This is a genomic window from Pseudarthrobacter sp. SSS035, from assembly GCF_023273875.1.
Taxonomy (GTDB): domain Bacteria; phylum Actinomycetota; class Actinomycetes; order Actinomycetales; family Micrococcaceae; genus Arthrobacter.
Map to the genome: position 1 here is coordinate 648,850 of NZ_CP096882.1, position 19,206 is coordinate 668,055.

The 19,206-nt window shown below is 65.7% G+C and carries 16 protein-coding genes; 11 read left to right on the forward strand and 5 right to left on the reverse strand.

Annotation, left to right across the window (positions count from 1 at the left end; translation table 11 throughout):
- Positions 1-17 precede the first annotated feature (17 nt).
- From MUN23_RS02945 to MUN23_RS02980, 8 genes are all read left to right on the forward strand, one after another.
- Entirely contained in the window at positions 18-1,115 is a 1,098-nt protein-coding gene (locus MUN23_RS02945) for a sugar-binding protein (RefSeq protein WP_248762023.1), read from the forward strand.
- A 216-nt stretch (positions 1,116-1,331) separates the two neighbouring features.
- Positions 1,332-2,792, forward strand: a complete 1,461-nt coding sequence (locus MUN23_RS02950) for an ABC transporter permease (RefSeq protein WP_248762024.1) — start codon at positions 1,332-1,334, stop codon at positions 2,790-2,792.
- A gap of 2 nt (positions 2,793-2,794) precedes the next feature.
- Positions 2,795-3,484 (forward strand): ABC transporter ATP-binding protein, encoded by a 690-nt coding sequence (locus MUN23_RS02955; RefSeq protein ID WP_248762025.1) that lies wholly within the window; start codon positions 2,795-2,797, stop codon positions 3,482-3,484.
- Positions 3,485-3,518: 34 nt separating this feature from the next.
- A complete protein-coding gene (locus tag MUN23_RS02960) occupies positions 3,519-4,589 on the forward strand; it encodes a Gfo/Idh/MocA family protein (protein ID WP_248762026.1) in 1,071 nt (356 codons plus the stop codon).
- A gap of 474 nt (positions 4,590-5,063) precedes the next feature.
- Positions 5,064-5,687, forward strand: a complete 624-nt coding sequence (locus MUN23_RS02965; protein ID WP_248762027.1) for a hypothetical protein — start codon at positions 5,064-5,066, stop codon at positions 5,685-5,687.
- A gap of 87 nt (positions 5,688-5,774) precedes the next feature.
- Complete coding sequence (locus tag MUN23_RS02970) at positions 5,775-7,115, forward strand: LPXTG cell wall anchor domain-containing protein (protein WP_248762028.1); 1,341 nt, start codon at positions 5,775-5,777, stop codon at positions 7,113-7,115.
- A gap of 267 nt (positions 7,116-7,382) precedes the next feature.
- Positions 7,383-8,597, forward strand: a complete 1,215-nt coding sequence (locus tag MUN23_RS02975) for a serine/threonine-protein kinase (protein ID WP_248763975.1) — start codon at positions 7,383-7,385, stop codon at positions 8,595-8,597.
- Positions 8,594-9,079 carry a hypothetical protein gene (locus MUN23_RS02980; RefSeq protein ID WP_248762029.1) on the forward strand — a complete coding sequence of 162 codons (486 nt, stop codon included), beginning with the start codon at positions 8,594-8,596 and terminating at the stop codon, positions 9,077-9,079. The genes MUN23_RS02975 and MUN23_RS02980 overlap by 4 nt, the downstream gene beginning before the upstream one ends.
- 119 nt (positions 9,080-9,198) lie before the next feature.
- Here MUN23_RS02980 and MUN23_RS02985 read toward each other — a convergent pair whose 3' ends face one another.
- Positions 9,199-11,418: an NADP-dependent isocitrate dehydrogenase gene (locus tag MUN23_RS02985; RefSeq protein ID WP_248762030.1), complete on the reverse strand. Its 2,220-nt coding sequence runs from the start codon at positions 11,416-11,418 to the stop codon at positions 9,199-9,201.
- Between the two features lie 228 nt (positions 11,419-11,646).
- Complete coding sequence (locus tag MUN23_RS02990; RefSeq protein ID WP_248762031.1) at positions 11,647-11,874, reverse strand: hypothetical protein; 228 nt, start codon at positions 11,872-11,874, stop codon at positions 11,647-11,649.
- 242 nt (positions 11,875-12,116) lie between these two features.
- On the opposite strand from MUN23_RS02990, the gene MUN23_RS02995 reads away from it, so the two are divergent.
- Positions 12,117-13,085 (forward strand): serine protease, encoded by a 969-nt coding sequence (locus tag MUN23_RS02995; RefSeq protein ID WP_248762032.1) that lies wholly within the window; start codon positions 12,117-12,119, stop codon positions 13,083-13,085.
- A 366-nt stretch (positions 13,086-13,451) separates the two neighbouring features.
- Here the strand turns inward: MUN23_RS02995 and purH are convergent, their stop codons facing one another.
- Positions 13,452-15,146, reverse strand: a complete 1,695-nt coding sequence (purH, locus tag MUN23_RS03000; protein ID WP_248762033.1) for a bifunctional phosphoribosylaminoimidazolecarboxamide formyltransferase/IMP cyclohydrolase — start codon at positions 15,144-15,146, stop codon at positions 13,452-13,454.
- 142 nt (positions 15,147-15,288) lie between these two features.
- On the opposite strand from purH, the gene MUN23_RS03005 reads away from it, so the two are divergent.
- On the forward strand, positions 15,289-16,641 hold the full coding sequence (locus MUN23_RS03005; protein ID WP_248762034.1) for an MFS transporter: 1,353 nt from the start codon (positions 15,289-15,291) through the stop codon (positions 16,639-16,641).
- Positions 16,642-16,735: 94 nt separating this feature from the next.
- Here the strand turns inward: MUN23_RS03005 and purN are convergent, their stop codons facing one another.
- A complete protein-coding gene (purN, locus tag MUN23_RS03010; RefSeq protein WP_248762035.1) occupies positions 16,736-17,302 on the reverse strand; it encodes a phosphoribosylglycinamide formyltransferase in 567 nt (188 codons plus the stop codon).
- Positions 17,303-17,341: 39 nt separating this feature from the next.
- On the opposite strand from purN, the gene MUN23_RS03015 reads away from it, so the two are divergent.
- Positions 17,342-17,770 (forward strand): hypothetical protein, encoded by a 429-nt coding sequence (locus tag MUN23_RS03015; RefSeq protein WP_248762036.1) that lies wholly within the window; start codon positions 17,342-17,344, stop codon positions 17,768-17,770.
- A gap of 42 nt (positions 17,771-17,812) precedes the next feature.
- Here MUN23_RS03015 and MUN23_RS03020 read toward each other — a convergent pair whose 3' ends face one another.
- Complete coding sequence (locus tag MUN23_RS03020) at positions 17,813-19,129, reverse strand: DUF6350 family protein (RefSeq protein WP_248762037.1); 1,317 nt, start codon at positions 19,127-19,129, stop codon at positions 17,813-17,815.
- Positions 19,130-19,206 lie beyond the last annotated feature (77 nt).

A 19,206-nucleotide genomic window follows, 5' to 3' on the forward strand; every position in this document is an offset into this window, starting at 1 on the left:
AGAAAGTGGACCAAGAAATGCGAATGATTGGTAAAGCAGGAAAGGCAGCAGCGATAGCTGCAATCGCAGCACTGGCGCTGACGGCCTGCGGACGGGCCGAACCCGGCACCTCCAGCACCACCGGTGGAGCCAGCGGCTTTGCACAGGACTCCGCCATCGGCGTCGCGCTTCCCAAGAAGACCAGCGAAAACTGGGTGTTGGCAGAGAAGCTGTTCAACGACGGACTCAACAGTGCCGGCTTCAAGCCGACCGTCCAGTTCGCCAACAACGGTGTGGCTGAGCAGCAGAACCAGATCAGCGCCATGATCGCCAAGGGCGCCAAAGTGATCATCGTGGGTGCCCTCGACGGCTCCCAGCTGGGGACCCAGCTCCAGCAGGCCAAGGACGCAGGCGCCACCATCATCGCCTACGACCGGCTCCTGCTGAACACGGCAAACGTGGACTACTACGTGGCCTACGACAACTTCAAGGTGGGCGAGCTCCAGGGCCAGGCCCTCCTGGACGGCATGAAGGCCAAGAAACCTTCCGGCCCGTACAACATCGAGCTGCTGGCTGGTTCACCGGATGATGCCAACGCGAAGGTCTTCTTCGACGGCGCCATGAAGGTCCTCAAGCCGAAGATCGACGACGGCACGCTGAAGGTGCTCTCCGGCCAGACGACGTTTGAAAAGGCCGTCACGCAGGACTGGAAGGCTGAGAACGCCCAGCGCCGGATGGATACCCTCCTGACCGGTTCCTACGGCACGGCGTCGCTGGACGGTGTCCTGTCACCGAACGACACGCTTGCACGTGCAGTCATCACCTCCGTCAAGGCCGCCGGCAAACCGCTCCCGGTCATCACTGGCCAGGACTCCGAGGAGGAATCCGTCAAGTCCATCCTTGCCGGCGAGCAGTACTCCACCATCAACAAGGACACCCGCAAGCTCGTTGAGCACGCGATCGTGATGGTCAAGGATCTCCAGGCAGGCAAGACGCCTGAGATCAACGACGACAAGTCCTACAACAACACGGTGAAGACCGTACCCGCCTTCCTGCTGCCGCCGGTCATCGTGACCGCCGCCAACGTGAAGACGGCCTACGTGGACGATCCGGTACTGGGCCCACTGACCAAGTAACGCGGTCTAAGTAACGCGGTCCGCCGGTCACCACCGGTTTACACAGAATGCCCCGGCTCCCCACAGGGAACCGGGGCATTCCGCGTTCCAACGCTCTCTCACTTCCTGCAGCCTTTCACAGCACAAACACAGCTTCGGCCGTCTTCCTGCACAGGCCCTGCCGCGAGGGTAGGAGCAGATGCCGGCCTTCCGCCGGCCCCAGATCCTAGGAGTACAGTGAGCGTCCTTGCCCGGAGTGTTGGCAATGCCTTCAGAAACAAGGTCCGAACAGCCGCGGTGGTGGCAGTCCTGGCCGTCGCGATCGGACTTGCGCTGGCCATGCTGGTGGCCAACCAGGCCGTCGGAGCCAAAGTCCAGGAGCTGAACGCGTCCGTCGGGACCGTCTTGACCGTCAACCCGGCCGGCGGCCAGGGCTTCGAAGGCGGCGGCGAACCGCTGACCGCCCAGCAGGCAGCCACCGCGGCTGCCGTCCCCAACATAACCTCCGTCGTCGGCACCAGCTCACTCCGGCTGCGGAACGCCGCCGAAGCGGCAGCGCAGACGGCGGCCGGCACCCAGGCTGGCCCCGGCGGCGGCCAGGGCGGCCCCGGCGGACAGAACGCCACCACGCTGACCACCAGCCTCACAGCGGCCATCGACGCCGGCACCCTCGGTGGCCGGAACCAGGCCGCGAACGGCACCACCGGAACCACCGCTGCGCAGCCGGTACGCTCGCTTCCCATCACCGCAACCGGAATCGGCGGCGAGGTGGACAGCACCGGCAAGGTCCTGACCATCACCGAAGGCACCGGGCTGGGCGACTACGCGGCTGAATCCGCCAACGCCCTCCTGGGAACCAGCCTGGCCGAGAAGAACAACCTGGCCATCGGTTCCACGTTCACGATAAACGACCAGACGTTCACTGTGGCCGGCCTCTTCGATTCAGGCACCACGTTCGGCAACAACGCCCTGTACCTGACCCTGCCCACGGCGCAGACCGTCGCGGAACTGCCGGGTGAGCTGTCCTCGATGATTGTCACGGTGAACAGCATGGAGAATCTCGAGGCCGCCAAGACCGCCCTTGAGTCCGCCCTCGGCACCGACAAGGCCGACGTCACCCAGGGCCAGAACCTGGAGTCCGCCGTCAGCTCGCTCGGCAGCGTCAAGAACATCTCGTTCATCGCCTTCGTCGCAGCCCTGGGGACCGCCGGGCTGATCATCCTGCTGATCATGGTCATGCTGGTCCGCGAGCGCCGCCGGGAAATCGGTGTCCTGAAGGCGATCGGAGCACCCAACCGCACCATCGGCCTGCAGTTCGTGCTGGAGGCGCTGGTCCTCGTGGCCATGGGCGGCGCGGTGGGCGCCGCCGTCGCCTCCTTTGCCAGCGGCGGCATCGCTTCTGCACTGATCAGCACCAACACCACCACGACGGCGGCCACTACCACCGGTCGCGGGGCCGCCATGGCCGGCGCTGCAGGCGGCGCCGGAATGCCGGGCGGCGGCGCAGGCTTCCCCGGCGGCCAGGGCGGACCCCTGGGCGGCGCTTCCCAGCTGCTGACGTCAGTCACCGCCAGCGCCTCCCCCGGGGTCATCGCCGCCGGCATCGCAGCGGTGTTCGGCGTGGCCATCATCGGCGCGCTGGTCCCGGCGCTGCTCACGGCACGCATCCGTCCCATCGAAGTCCTGCGAGGAGAATAGCCATGATTGAAGTCAAGAACCTGGTCCGCACTTTCAACTCCGGTGACCGCACCATCAAGCCGGTCAACGACGTCAGTTTTGTTCTGGAGCAGGGCACGCTGGCGTCCATCGTCGGCAAAAGCGGCAGCGGCAAGAGCACCCTGTTGTCCCTCCTGGGTGCGCTGGACAAACCGACCAGCGGAGACGTCGTCGTCAACGGCGTGAGCCTGGCCGGGATGCCGGACGGCAAGCTGACCGAGTACCGGCGCCGGGATATCGGGTTCGTTTTCCAGCAGTTCAACCTGATCCCGAATCTTTCGGCGATGGACAACGTCATGCTGCCCATGGAGTTCGCGGGCGTGCGCAGGGCTGTCCGGGTTGCCCGCGCCAGGGAACTGCTGGAGCAGGTGCAGCTGGACCCGGAGAAACAGGTGCGGCGCATCAACCGGCTGTCCGGTGGCGAGCAGCAGCGCGTGGCGATCGCCCGGGCGTTGGCCAACGAACCCAAGCTGATCCTCGCGGACGAGCCCACCGGCAACCTGGATGAGCAGACGGGCGATCACATCATCGAACTGCTCAGCTCGCTCAGCCGTGACCACAACACCACCATCCTCGTGGTCACCCACGACAAGGCGTTGGCCAACAAGACGGACCGCCGCTTCAGGCTCCAGCAGGGCAGGCTGACGGAAGAACCGGCGCGCGACTTGGTCTGACGCCCGCACCGGTCTGAATGAGAGGATGGGCACCATGAGCGCGCCCATTGCCACACCGTGGCTGTCCACCCAGTCCGATCCGGATCCCCGGTCTGCCACCGGAAAACGCCTGCGGTGGGGCGTCATAGCCACCGGCGGGATCGCGCGCTCAGTGTCGCAGGACCTGGCACTGCTTCCAGACGCCGAGCTTTATGCCGTCAGCTCCCGTTCACAGGGCACTGCGGAGAGTTTCGCGGCGGACTATGGTTTCGCCAAGGCCTACGGGGACGACGACGGCGTGCCCGGCTCCCAGCGGCTGCTCGCCGATGGCTCGGTGGACGTTGTCTACGTCGCTACGCCGCACGCCCAGCACCACCAGATTGTGCTCGCTGCGCTCAATGCGGGCAAGCACGTGCTGTGCGAAAAGGCGTTCACCATCAACGGCAGGGAGGCGAGCGAGCTCGTCGCGCTTGCCCGGGAGCGGAAGCTCTTCCTCATGGAGGCCGTGTGGTCCCGCTTCCTCCCGGGCATGCAGCGGGCGTTCGAGATCGCCGCGTCCGGGGAGCTCGGGGACGTGCACTGGGTGACCGCTGACCTTGGTTTTCCCGCGCCCTATTCCCCGACGTCCAGGTTGTGGGCCAGGCAGGACGGTGGCGGCGCCCTCCTGGACATCTCGGTCTACCCCTTGCTGTGGGCAGTAGGAACGCTGGGGTTCCCGCAGACCGTCAGTGCCACCGGCTTCATTAATGACGACGGCGTGGACGCCCAGAATGCGTTGACGCTCGGCTACAACCATGGTGCCCAGGCCCAGCTGACGTCCTCGCTCCTGGCGTACGGTCCGCGGACTGCCACCGTGGCCGGCAGCCTGGGCTACCTCCAGAGCGTCGGTTCCATCAACAATCCGCGGGAGTTGGTGATCGGCGTCGGACGGGAGGGCCTGCGTACGGAGGCGTTCGACGTCGTCGGCATCGGCTATACCTACGAACTGCGCGAGGTGACCCGGTGCATCCAGCAGGGTCTGACCGAGAGCCCGGTCATGCCGCTGGAGGATTCCATCAAGACCATGCGGCTCTTTGACGGAGTGCGGGGGCAGCTGGGCGTGAGCTACCCGAACGACGCCCACTGATCGTTTTGGCCTATGACTTTTTTGTAAACATGCTTGACAGTCATCTTTCGGTTATCGATGGGCGAGTGACAAATTAGTAAGTTTGCTGGATTTATTTTCCGTTTCGCTAGACTTCCTGCACGCGGGAGTCTTACGCTGATGAAATCGTAGGTCTCAACGATGCTGGGGGTGGTACGCATGGCTAAATTCCGTTCGCCGTGGCGTGCGCTCCGGCCGCTTCTCCTCGCAGGTGCAGTGACTGCCACTTGGCTGACACTTTCCGCTTCAGCCGCAACAGCAGACTCTTCGAGAGATTCAGGATCCCTTCTCGGTGGCCTCTCTTCATCGGTTTCGTCCCTGGCTGCGCCGTTGTCCGGTGCTGTCTCTCCCATTCTTGAGGCCGCGTCCCCGGCTCCTTCTCCCAACGGACTCCTGCAGCCCGTAGTAGGCAGGGTGGCAGGCACGGCCGACCACCTGATAGCCCCATTACCCGTAGTGAACAGCGTGGTTCCGGCGGGCACCGTCACTTCCGTGGCCGTCCCGGTTGCCGGAGTGGTCGATAAGGCTGCCGTTGACCTGATCGAGACCGTCGCTCCGCCACTCGCTGAATCGGTCCCCGTTCTTGAACCCGTGCTGCAGCCCCTGGTCGATCTGGTGGATGCAACCGTGGCGGCCGTGCCGGTCACGCTGCCCGACCTGATCGTTGACGGGATTGCCGTCGCCGGTGAGGCCTCCACCAGCACGGATGCCGCCGCGGGACCAACTGCAGGTGCTGAGCACAGCACCGATGATGCGCCGGGCCGCTCCACCAACACTGCAGACCACTTTCGGGCCGCCACTGGCACGTCGTCCGCGCTGGCCAAGACCAGCGCACGAACGCTCCCGGCCGCGCCCGGAAATACGTGGACAGTCGATCCGTCCATGCCTCCGGCTCCAGCCCCGGCAGGACCTGCATCTGGGGCAGGGGGTGGCGCCTCGCCATCCGGCCCCTCAGGCTCTGCTGCCTGGCTGAATGAGTTCGGTTTTGACCTGCCGCTCCCGGGATCCTTCCCGGTCAGAGGATCATCTCAGCATGCCCCTTCGCCGGTGTCATTCGACCCCGGTTCTTCTCCTGACTAGTTGAGCCCCCCTGCCCTTATTCATGGGTAGAACACGGCCTCAAGGCGCTGAACAGCGCCCCAAATCAACTCTTCAGGAGACATCACCATGAATTGCAACCTTCGTAGGGGGCTGCTTAGCACCCTCTTTGCCGGCGGGCTACTAGCCTTCGGCGCCACCGCGGCCAGCGCCGCGGACACAACCAGCGGACCGGACCTCACGGCCTCCGCACTGGTCTCAGCGGCGACGTCCGCAGATGCGACGTCGTTGGGCCTGCTGGGTGGCTCAACGCAGTCGGACACTGCTGACGTCGCCGCTGTGGTCGACGTCAGCCTCGGCCTTGGCAACGGCCTTCTCGGCAGCACCAACGGCGGCGGCACTGACAGCACCACCGCTGACGTCGCCGCCGTCGCGGACGTCAACCTCGGAGACAACCTCCTCGGCAACACCAACAGCACCGGCACCGGCAGCACCACCGCCGTCGCCGCCGTCGTGGACGTCAACCTCGGAGACAACCTCCTCGGCAGCACGAACGGCAGCGGCACCACCGCTGACGTAGCCGCAATCGTCGACGTCAACCTCGGTCTCGGCAACGGCCTCCTCGGCAGCACCAACAGCGGCGGCACTGACAGCACCACCGCTGACCTCGCCGCCGTCGTGGACGTCAACCTCGGAGACAACCTCCTCGGCACCACCAACGGCAACGGCAGCGACAGCACCACCGCCGTCGATATCAACCTCGGCCTCGGTGATGGCATCCTCGGCGGTACAAACGACAGTGGCACCGCCGCTGACGTAGCCGCAATCGTCGACGTCAACCTCGGAGACAACACCAACGGGAACGGCACCACCAACGCCACCGCCGACGTCGCCGCCGTAGTAGACCTCAACCTCGGAGACAACCTCCTCGGCAACACCAACGGCAGCGGCGCTGACAGCACCACCGCGGTCGCCGCAGCGGCCGATATCAACCTCGGCCTGGGCACGTCCGGCGTTCTTGACGGCGCGAATGTTGCTATTGATGCATGCGTCATCATCGGCGGCGGCACCGATGGCTGTGGAACCCCAGGTACTGAAACCCCCGGTACGGAAATGCCCGGTACGGACACAACGGACCCGGGAACCGGCACGACGGGTGACACGGACAGCACGGATCCAGGTACCGGAACTACCGGCACCACCGATCCGGGAACCGGGACTACCGGCACCACCGATCCGGGATCCGGAACTACCGGCACCACGGGGGCTGGCACGACCGGTATCACTGTTGTTCCCGCCGGCACCACCTCCGGCTCGGTATCTTCCGCAGAAAACACCATGGGCAACACCTCAGCTCAGGGCGGCACCGCCACCTTGGCCAAGACGGGCATGGATGCTTCACTGATCCCTCTCGCCGTCATCCTGCTGCTTGCCGGACTGCTGATGCTCAAGCGGCGCCGGAAGGCCTAGCGGACTCCGCACTCAGCGGACTGCGACGGCTAAGACCGTCAACGCACCGGCTCCGCCGTTCGCGGCCTAGCCAACAGTTCCGATAGGAGGTGGCCACCGGAGAGCTCAACCACCAGCACTTGTCCTTGTGACCGGAGGTCCGGCTGAGAAAGTCCCAATCACTTCTCGGCCGGGCCGCCGGCGTGCCGGCAGACGGCTCAAAGGATGCCCTACCGGCCGGTATTATTGAGCAGGAATAGTGCCGCAGCGCACCGGGAGGAACTGGTCATGGTGGCGGATTCGCCTAGCTCCATTAAGAATGAAACGCTCGGCGGACGCTACCGGCTGGCGGACATAATCGGCCGCGGCGGCATGTCATCCGTCTACCGCGCCCGGGACGAAAACCTGGGCAGGGATATCGCCCTGAAGCTCTTTGCCCCACAGGCACCGGATGCCAATGAGCTCAGGCGCCAGGAATCCGAAATCCAACTGCTGGCAACACTCAACCATCCCAGCCTGGTCACGCTGTTCGATGCAGGCATCGATACCCGTGTCCTGGACGAACCTCGGCCGTTCCTGACGATGGAGCTGGTGGAGGGCCAGGACCTCCGCAGCCGGATCAGGCACAGTGCAGTTCCCTTGGACGAGCTTGCAGTCATCGGGGCCGGTGTCGCCGACGCGCTGGCCTACGTGCACAGCCTCGGCATCATCCACCGCGACATCAAGCCCGGGAACATCCTGCTCGTACAGATCCGTCCGGGCGAACCTCTACGACCCAAACTCACGGATTTTGGCATCGCCAGGATGGCGGATTCAGCCCGGCTGACCGCCACGGGAACCATGGTGGGGACGGCCGCATATCTCAGTCCGGAGCAGGCCATGGGTTCTCCCCTGTCGCCCGCCACTGATATCTACTCGCTGGGTCTGGTACTGCTGGAATGCGTCAAGCAAACCGTTGAGTTCCCGGGCAGCGCCGTGGAATCCGCAGTTGCCAGGTTGCACCGGGCACCCGAGATTCCCGCTGACCTTCCGGCGGAGTGGGCTGATCTGATCCGTTCCATGACTGCCATCGAACCGCTGGAACGTCCCGTAGCGTCCGACGTTGAATCCGTTCTGCGTCAGGCCCTGGTGTCACCCGTGTCCGCACCGGGCGAGCTCGCGCCGGAGATAACCCGCGTACTCCCGGCTATGCCGTTCAGGCCGCCGTCCATCGCCATCACCGCGGAATCAGATCTGCCTGTAGTCCGGTCCAGCAAGGGCAAGCTGGACATCACCCGCGGTCCTGACGCGCGGAGCTGGGTCCCGGACTTGTCTCGTCTCCGCCACACCGGAAGGCGGTTCTGGACTGTCACCGCACTGGGCGTGCTCGCCGCTGGAGCAGCCGTGGGGGCGCTGACCTTGAGCCTGGCACCTCAGCCTACGCCCGACGTCGTTCCTTACCCCGCCGTCAACGGCACCTTGGGCGACCACCTCAAGGAACTTCAGGAGAGCGTGGAACCATGAGCCCTGCACCGAAGCACCGCGGGCGTTCGGCCGCTGCCAAATGCCTGACAGCGGCAGCAGCATTTCTGCTCGCCGGTTCAATGGCAGCGTGCGGTCCGGCTGAGACCGGCCTTCAACGTGATGCCGCCCGACAACTCCAGGAACGAGTCCTCCGCGTCACCCAGGCCTCCGCGAATAATGACCCCGCTGGCGGATTGGCAGCTTTGGATAGCCTCGAGGCCGACCTCGCGTCCGGTGCGGGGACCGGGCAGGTTTCCGAGGAACGCCGGCGCCGCATCACGACGGCCGCCACTGCCGTCCGGGCAGACCTGACGGCGGCCAAGGCCGTAGCCGACGCCGCAGCAGCGAAGGCCGCAGAGGACGCGGCCGCTGCGCAAAAGCAGGCAGACGCCGATGCGGCCCAGAAAGCGGTCACCGCGCCGGTATCTCCCGCGCCCACATACGACAAGGGAAATAGAGGCAAAGGCAAGGACGACGACTGACGGGCAGACGGACGGCACATCACGTATTAACCCACCCGTGCTTCATTCGGTCCCGTCGACTAGACGAAAAAGGCGGCGCCCCGGTTTCGCGGGGCGCCGCCTCTTAGCTTCGGTTCCGCTTAGTTCAGGGTCGCAATGACCTTGTTCAGCGTGGCGGACGGACGCATCACGGCCGAGGCCTTGGCCTCATCCGGACGGTAGTAACCGCCGACGTCCACCGCTGAGCCCTGGACCGCGGCAAGCTCGCCGACGATGGTGTCCTCGTTGGAGGAAAGCTCCTTGGCCACAGCCGCGAACGATGCCGCCAGCTCCGCGTCCTCGGTCTGCTTGGCCAGTTCCTCAGCCCAGTAGCGGGCGAGGAAGTAGTGGCTGCCACGGTTGTCCAGCTCGCCCGCGCGGCGGCTCGGGGACTTGTTTTCCAGCAGGAAGGTTCCCGTCGCCTTGTCCAGGGTGTCTGCCAGGACCTGGGCGCGGGCGTTGTTCGTGGTGGTGGCCAGGTGCTCGAAGCTGACGGCCAGAGCCAGGAATTCACCCAGGCTGTCCCAGCGCAGGTGGTTTTCCTTGAGCAGCTGCTGGACGTGCTTGGGAGCAGATCCGCCGGCGCCGGTCTCGAAGAGGCCGCCACCGTTCATCAGCGGTACAACCGACAGCATCTTGGCGCTGGTGCCCAGTTCGAGGATGGGGAACAGGTCCGTGAGGTAGTCGCGGAGCACGTTGCCGGAGACGGAGATGGTGTCCTCGCCCTTGCGGATGCGCTCCAGGGTGAAGGCAGTTGCCTTCACCGGGGACATGATCTCGATCTGCAGGCCCTCGGTGTCGTGGTCCTTGAGGTATTCGTTGACCTTGGCGATGAGATTGGTGTCGTGCGCGCGGGTCTCGTCCAGCCAGAACACTGCGGGCGTCTTGGAGGCGCGGGCGCGGGTGACGGCCAGCTTGACCCAGTCGCGGATGGGGGCATCCTTGGTCTGGCAGGCGCGCCAGATGTCACCTGGGGCGACTTCGTGTTCGATCAGCACAGCGCCGGAACCGTCCACGATCTGCACGGTGCCGGCTTCCTGGATCTCGAACGTCTTGTCGTGGCTGCCGTATTCCTCGGCGGCCTGGGCCATCAGGCCTACGTTCGGGACGGTGCCCATGGTGGTGGGGTCGAAGGCGCCGTGTGCGCGGCAGTCGTCCAGAACAACCTGGTAGATGCCGGCGTAGGAGCTGTCCGGGAGGACCGCCAAGGTGTCGGCTTCCTGGCCGTCCGGGCCCCACATGTGGCCGGAGGACCGGATCATGGCGGGCATGGAAGCGTCCACGATGATGTCGGAGGGCACGTTGAGGCTGGTGATGCCCTTGTCCGAGTCCACCATCGCCAGGGCCGGGCCGTCCTCCAGGCCCTTCTGGATGAGCGCCTTCACGCCTTCACGGACGTCCTCCGGAAGCTCCTCGAGGCCGCTCAGGATGGCGGCCAGGCCGTTGTTGGGGCTCAGGCCCGCGGCGGTGAGCTGCTTGCCATAGGTCTCGAACAGTTCGGAGAAGTAGGCCTTCACCACGTGGCCGAAGATGATGGGGTCCGAGACCTTCATCATGGTGGCCTTCAGGTGCGCTGAGAACAGGACGCCCTCTTCCTTGGCGCGGACTACCTGGGCTGCCAGGAACTCGTCCAGCGCCGCGGCGCGCATAACCGTGCCGTCGATGACCTCGCCGGCCAGCACCGGGAAGGCCTTCTTCAGGACCTTGACCGAGCCGTCTTCGCGGACCAGCTGGAGGGCGATGGTGCCGTCGGACTCGATGACCACGGACTTCTCGTTCGCGCGGAAGTCGTCAGCCGTCATGTGCGCAACGTTGGTCTTGGAATCCGCGGACCAGGCACCCATGGAGTGCGGGTTCTGGCGGGCGTAGTTCTTGACGGACAGCGGTGCACGGCGGTCCGAGTTTCCCTCGCGCAGGACCGGGTTCACAGCGGAGCCCTTGATCTTGTCGTAGCGGGAGCGGACGGCCGTTTCCTCGTCCGAGGAGGGGTTGTCCGGGTAATCCGGCAGGTTGTAGGCCTGGCCCTGGAGCTCGGCGACGGCGGCCTTCAGCTGCGGGATGGAAGCGCTGATGTTGGGCAGTTTGATGATGTTGGCGTCCGGCGTCTTTGCCAGCTCACCCAGTTCAGCAAGGGCATCGCCGATCTGCTGTTCCGGGGTGAGGTAGTCACCGAACACGGAGATGATGCGGCCTGCGAGCGAAATGTCACGGGTCTCCACCTCCACACCTGCGGTCGAAGCAAACGCCTCGATGATCGGCAAGAACGAATAAGTAGCCAGCATCGGCGCTTCGTCGGTGTGGGTATAGATAATCTTGGACATGCGCGGGCGTCTCCCTGGAGGTCGGCTGATTTTTTGGAAATTTGTTCTATTTCACCACCCCCTAACTTACCTGAGGACACGGCCTTGAACCGTACCGGGGCGGCCGGACGGCCCTTGCATTACAGCGGATTGGGGCATGGGAGAACGCCCGACGGCGGTGCGCACCCCGGGCCGCCAGCCGCCGTCGCGCTTTACCTCCGGGAGCCACCGGCGCAGGTGAGGATCAGGTCAGCGCCTCTTGTGGGGTATGTCACTGGGCCAGAGCTGCACGTACTTGGGGTCCTGGCGCCGCAATTCCTCCGTTGCTGTGAACGAGTGGACCGGATCAACGTCGCGCAACTGAAGGGCTGCGGCGTAGGCCTCAACATCCGGGGCAGCACTTCGGCCACCGGCGTCAGCTGTAACATGCCGGCCGATGACGGCGGACCTTTTGGCGGACTTCCTGAAAGCAATCACGACGGGACCCCAATTCGCTGAGAGTCCGGAGCCCAGATCGGACGTGTAACTGTATAGAGAAAAGTACCCTTTGGCGGCCGTTTTTGCCAGAGCGGCGCACCAGCGAGCGATCATGAACGCCTGCCCGCGACCATACCCGAGGCGTCACTACTATTTACAAATTTGTCATACGTCGATAGGTTCGAGGAGTCACGCGGCGGGCCGTCCCGGACCCCCTCACACCCGTTTTAGACAGGACAACAATGACGCGAACCAGCTCCCTGGCTGCCAGCTTCCTGAGCCTTTCGGCAGCTGCCATAATCGCGCTGGTTGGCGCCGGGGGCGCCAACGCTGCCCCATCGGCGTCGGACGATAAGGCAGTACCTTCGGTTGCCCGCGCAACGGCGGACAGCACCGGCGCGGCAGACTACTGGACATCAGACCGCATGCGCGCGGCGATTCCCGGCGATGTCCTCGCAAGCAAGGCGCTGGAGCGCGGCAGCTCTTCCAGCGCGGCGAGCGTGCTGAAGGGACCTAAAACCAAGGTGGCGGGCACCACGGGCAAGCCCTCACTCTCTCAGCCTGCAAGCCCTGTAGCCCACATCGGCAAGGTGTTCTTCACCCTCGGCGGCCAAAATTACGTCTGCTCCGGAAACGTCGTGTCGGCGTCGAACAAGAGCACAGTTGCCACGGCCGGACACTGCCTCAACGAGGGTCCCGGCTCGTTCGCCACCAACTTCGTTTTTGTCCCTAAGTACAAGGACGGGGTGGCCCCCTATGGTGCGTGGACCGCCGACGAGTACTTCACGCCCACCCAGTGGAGCGCGGGTAGGGACATCAGCTACGACACCGGCTTTGCCGTGATGGACCCGAGGGAGGACGGCGCACTGCTGGAGGATGTCGTCGGCGGCTCAGGCGTGGCATTCAATGAAGACCGCGGCCTGCAGTACACCGCCTACGGCTACCCCGCCGCCCAGCCCTTTAACGGCGAGCGGCTCTGGAGCTGCACCGGCACCGCCACCAATGACAAGACCAACCCGCAGTTCGGCACGCAGGGCATCCCCTGCGACATGACCGGCGGCTCTTCAGGCGGCCCGTGGTTCATCGGCAGCGGCTCCGACGGCTTCCAGAACTCCGTCAACAGTTACGGCTACAGCCCGAAGCCCGTGATGTACGGCCCGTACTGGGGCAGCGTCATCAAAGCGACCTACGACAGTGCCGCAGCAGCCTAGGAAAACCTCGCCGGACGAGGCATCCGGGAACGGATCCGTCAGCCACAGCAAATCGGGCCAGCCCCGCGAGGAGATCCTCGAGTACTGGACCAAACAGCGAATGGCCGCTGCAAAGCCCCGGGAGCTTCGGCTTCCGGAAGGGGGTCCGCGCCTCATGCAGCGGGGCGCGGACCCGGCACCACGTCCTTCCTGGCTGCCCGTTAAGGCCCGACGGCGCCTGTCCCCTCTTCGGGGACAGGCGCCGTCGACGTTTAACCCTGGGCCCACGCCGGCAGGGTCCCCTGACCGAGCTTAGGGAGCCGGTGGGTGGGCCCACGCCGGCAGGGTCCCCTGACCGAGCTTGCGAGGTTAGGGAGCCGGTGGGGATTAGTGGAAGAAGTGGCGGGCACCCGTGAAGTACATGGTGATGCCGGCCGCGTTGGCCGCGGCGACGACTTCCTCGTCCCGGACGGAACCACCGGGCTGGACCACGGCGCGGACGCCGGCGTCGATCAGGATCTGCAGGCCGTCAGCGAACGGGAAGAACGCGTCGGAGGCTGCGACGGCGCCGCGGGCGCGCTCGGGTGCAACGCTCGCCTCTGCTGTCGACGGGCCAGCCGCACCGCCAGCACCTTCGACGTCGGACTCCACCGAAACGCCCAGCGTGTTGGCACGCTCGACGGCCAGGCGGCAGGAGTCCAGCCGGTTGACCTGGCCCATGCCGATGCCCACGGCTGCGCCGTGATCGGCGATCAGGATGGCATTGGATTTGGCGGCACGGCAGGCGGTCCAGGCGAAGGCGAGGTCCGCGAGCGTGTTTTCGTCAGCTGCTTCGCCGGCGGCGAGGGTCCAGTTGGCGGGGGTATCGCCGTCGGCGTCCACCTTGTCGCTCATCTGGACCAGGACACCGCCGGATACCTGGCGCATTTCGGCCGGGTAGCGGCCGTAGCCCTCGGGCAGCGCCAGCAGGCGGATGTTCTTCTTCTTGGCGAGGATCTCCACGGCTGCCGGCTCGAAGTCCGGGGCGATGACAACCTCGGTGAAGATGCCGGCAACGGTCTGCGCCATGGCTGCGGTGACCGTCCGGTTGGCAGCGATGACGCCACCGAAGGCCGAAACGGGGTCGCAGGCGTGGGCCTTGGCGTGGGCGTCGGCGATCGGGTCTGCGGCCGAGGCGGAACCAACGGCGACACCGCACGGGTTGGCGTGCTTGATGATGGCGACGGCGGGCTCGGCGAAGTCGAACGCGGCGCGGAGGGCGGCGTCGGCGTCCACGAAGTTGTTGTAGCTCATGGCCTTGCCGTGCAGCTGGTCGGCCTGCGCGATCCCGGCCGGGGCTGCCTTGTCCACGTACAGCGCAGCCTGCTGGTGCGGGTTTTCGCCGTAGCGGAGGACCTCGGAGCGCTCCAGCGACAGGCCGGCGTAGGCAGGCCAGTCGATGATGCCGTCGCCGTCTTCATCCAGGAACTGGCTGGCAGTCCAGGTGGCCACGGCGTTGTCGTAGGAGGCGGTGTGGGCGAAGGCCTTGGCGGCCAGCCGGCGTCGGGTCTTCAGGTCAAAGCCGCCCTCAGCGGCGGCGGTGACCACGGAGCCGTAGAACGCGGGATCAACAACAATCGCGACGGCGGCGTGGTTCTTCGCTGCCGACCGCACCATCGCGGGGCCGCCGATGTCGATCTGCTCAACGACATCGTCCTGCGCGGCGCCGGACTTCACGGTCTCAACGAACGGGTAGAGGTTCACCACCACCAGGTCGAAGGTTTCGATCTGCATGCCGGCGAGGGTTTCCATGTGCGCGGGGACGCGGCGGTCCGCCAGGATGCCGCCGTGGACGCGCGGGTGCAGGGTCTTGACGCGGCCGTCCAGCATTTCCGGAGACCCGGTGACTTCTTCGACTTCCTGGACCGGGATACCGGCCGCGGCGATCTTCTTGGCCGTGGAACCGGTGGAGACGATCTTCACGCCGGCTGCGTGCAGGCCCTTGGCGAGATCCTCCAGACCGGTCTTGTCGTAGACCGAGATCAGCGCCCGGCGGATGGGAACACGGTCGATGGATACACGGTCAGGCTGCGTGACGCTCACAAAAAGTCTCCGTCTGATCTCGCGGAACAGTGCCGCGGTTGGTGGGGATGGGCCCAGTTTATCGTGTTGTGCGGTTTGCCCCGCTTGCCGGCGGCAGTGTGAACGTCAGTGGGCACGGTTAGAGTTTTCACAGGAGGCTGCGATGAATACTTACACCACTGTGCCCAGCGGCGAACAGGTGGTCCAGGAACTGCCCTGGCGCTGGAAAGTCCAGGGCAGGATCTTCGTGATCGGCGGCCTCGGCTTTATGTTCGATGCCTGGGACGTGACGCTTAACGGCATCCTCATCCCGCTGCTCTCGACGCACTGGGCCCTGGCTCCCGGCGAAGTGGCCTGGGTGGGTACGTCCAACCTGATCGGCATGGCCCTGGGCGCGTTTGTGTGGGGCACCATCGCGGACACGATCGGGCGGAAGAAGGCGTTTACGGCCACGCTGCTGATCTTCTCGCTCTTCACGGTCCTGGGCGCCTTCTCCCCCGACTTCATCTGGTTCTGCGTGTTCCGCTTTATGGCCGGCTTCGGTCTGGGCGGCTGCATTCCGGTGGACTACGCGCTGGTGGGTGAGTTCACACCACGCAAGCAGCGCGGGAAGGTCCTCACCGCGATGGACGGCTGGTGGCCGGTGGGCGCGGCCCTTGCCGGTTTTGTATCCGCCGGCCTCGTGGCAGTGTTCGGCGACTGGCGGCTGACCATGCTGGTGATGGTGCTGCCTGCGCTCCTGGTGTTCTGGGTCCGGCGCAGCGTTCCGGAGTCGCCGCTGTTCCTCATCCGCAAGGGGCGCCGCGAGGAAGCTGCCAAGGTCATCGACGACCTCGTGGCGGCAACGGGCGCCGAACCCCGGGCCTACAGCCTGCCCGACGCGCAGGAAGTTCCGCGGCTCTCCGCCGGCAGCGCGTGGCACCAGCTGCGGCTGGTGTGGCAGTTCAACTGGAAGATCACGGCCACGGCCTGGGCCCTGTTCTTCAGCATCCTGCTGGTCTACTACCTGTCCCTGACATGGATGCCGCGGATCCTGATCGGCGCGGGCTTCGCCGACTACAAGGCGTTTGTGACCACGGCGTCCATGGCCGCGGTTGGGCTCTTGGGTGTTGTTGTGGCCGCGCTGCTGGTGGAGCGTGTGGGCCGCAAACGGATCCTGGCCATCACCGGCCCGCTGTCCGCGCTGACCCTGGTGATCGTGGCGATTGTGGTGGACATCCCCACGGCAGCCGTTTTCTGGCTGCTGGTATTCGGCTTTGTGGTGCAGATAGCGATTCCCGTGCTCTACGCGTACGTGTCTGAGCTGTACCCCACCGAGCTCCGCGGCACGGGTTTCGGCTGGGCATCAACATTTTCGCGGCTGGGGGCTGGTTTTGGGCCCCTGATATTTGCGAACTACTTCTGGCCCGAGCTCGGCCTGGCCACGTCCTTCGCCCTGGCCGGCGGGCTGGTGCTGGTGGCCGTCCTGTGGATGGCGTTCTTCTCCCCCGAAACCAAGCAGCGCCGCCTCGAGTAGCCCCGCCGTCGCCCCTCCTGAATGCTCTATCACTTAGGGTCGTTCTGAGGACTCAGAACGACCCTAAGTGATAGAGCATCAAGAAATCAGGGGGTTAGGCGGCAGCGGCGAGGGCGGCCAGGGTGTTGACCAGGAGGCGGCGCTCCACCACCTTGATGCGTTCGTGCAGGGATTCCTCGGTGTCCCCCGGTTCAATCGTGACGGCTTCCTGGGCGATGATGGGCCCGGTGTCCACCCCGGCGTCGGCCCAGTGCACCGTGCAGCCGGTGACCTTCACGCCGTAGGCCATGGCATCGCGGACGCCGTGGGCGCCGGGGAATGCAGGCAGCAGGGCCGGGTGGGTGTTGAGGTACTTGCCGTGGAAGGCTGCGATGAAGTCGGCGCTGACGATACGCATAAAGCCGGAGGAGACCACCACGTCCGGGGCGTAGGACGCCACGCGGGCGGTCAGTGCGGCATCCCATTCATCACGGGTGGGGAAGGAGTTGAAGTTGACCACAAACGTCTCCAGCCCGGCTTCCGAGGAGCGTTCGACGCCGTAGGTCCCCTCCCGGTCGGCGCCCACCGCGGCGATTTCCACGTCCAGCTCCCCCGCCTTGACGGCGTCGATGACTGACTGGAGGTTGGACCCGGTACCGGAAACGAGGACTACGATGCGCATGGGTCTAGCTTATGGGCACGCTCGCGTAGGCTGGAAAACATGAACAACACCCCGGAACCGGCTGGCCAGCAACGGACCAAACAGCCGCTCAGCGACGCCGCCAAGGACTCGCTCACCAAAACCCGCAACCTGTTCCGGATCTTCATAGTCACCGTGCTGGGCGCCTTCTTCGTCTACCAGCTCGACGTCAGCTACCTCTGGCTCGCCGGCATCCTGACCGCGGCGAGCTTTGTGCTGGGTATCCTTCTGCTGGTCCGGTCGGCCCGGCTCAAAGAGTCCAAGCTGGTCCTGTTCGGCACCATCTCGGGGCTGGTGGTATCGCTGATCATGCTGCTGGTCATCCTGGCCACGGCGCTGTTTTTCCGCCAGGTCCAGGACTTCCAGACTTGCTCACGCGAGGCCCTCACCGACAAGGCGCTCTCCAATTGCCGGGTCCAACTGGAAAGCTCGCTGCCGGGTCTCAGGTAGCAGCCACAGCACAAGCAGCCACGCCGGCAACAGCCGCGAACGTCAGCGGGCCAGTTCCGCTTCCTCATCCACGTGCTGCTGGCGTTCCAGCCACGGTCCTGCTGCGTAACCGATCACAACGCCGATGCCCACCTCCGCGGCAATCCAGAGTCCCATCCACAAGGGGTCGGGTCCGATGGCCGTGAGGCGTCCCAGCCCGGCCGAGCCACGGGCCAGCCAGGCCAGGCCCGCGGCCAGCAGACCGGACACCACCCCGACCAGCGCGCCGAGGGCAAGGGTGGACACCGTGGCGGTGAACCAGCGCGCGTCAATCTTGATGGAGAGCCACTCGTCGAAGTGGTTTTCGCCTTCGCGCAGGAACCACCAGCCGGCCAGGATACCCGCCAGAACGGGCAGCACCAGCGCCACGAACCCGTAGTCCAGCGGGCCTGACGGGATAGCGGCGAAGACGGGAATGGACGGCAGCGGCCCGGTGGCGGTGCCCAGCGGCCCCACCTGCGAGCCCACGCCCAGGGCGAAGCCCGAGCCCGAGACCCAGGCCAGCGCAAAAACCACAAGGTTGGGCAGGTACCCAAGCTGCGCGATGGTGAGGGCGGCACCCCCTACCGCGCCGGCGTCGAGCGCTTCATAGACAGCAATCACCAGGTTCCAGTGGATAAAAAGGTCCACGGCCAGGAGCACACCGGCGAGCGCAAAAGCCGCCAGAAGAGCCACACAGCCCGCCTTCGCCGCGGAGCCCAGATAGGAGCCGGCCCAGCGGGAATGCTGGCTGGTGCGCGAGATCCAGTCGACGGCGTCGACGCCGATCAGCCGGCTCCACGAGCCTGCCTCGCGGCGGGCGCCGATCACCATGCCGAGGGCGAACGGGATGAGCGGGATGAGCATTGCCAACCAGATGTTAATGACGACGTCGGCCGTGCGGCACACAAAGCCGGTGGCAGCGCCGAACGCCGAGTAGACCACCCAGGACCCGAGCAGCGCCTGCCACAGTTGGTCCGTATAGGAGGCCCGGGCCAGGCGCCGCCCCGCACGCCAGGCGAGCAAAAACGGGATCAGGGTCAGGCCGAGGGGCACCAGGGTCAGCAGGCCGGAGCCTGGACTGCCGGCCGCACCAGCCTCGCCGGACACGACTGCGAGCTGCAGCGGCACCCCGTGAATCAGAAGCCAGCCTTGGCCGGCGAGGCGGGCCAGGGCATCAAAGGCGGTGTTCTGGAAGCCCGCGGTGGCCCACACGGCCACAATGGGAACCACGGCCAGGAGCGCGGAGATGATGGCAGCCTGCGCCGTTTCGAGGCCTCCCTGCAGCCACAAGGGCATGGGAAGGCCACGGTCTCCGGTCTGATCAGCGCGCAGTTTCATCGTGTCCCATGGTGTCACGGCCGGGCCTCCGGACCGGGCTTCGACAGGCTGATTCCCCCTGCGAGACGCGCCTCACC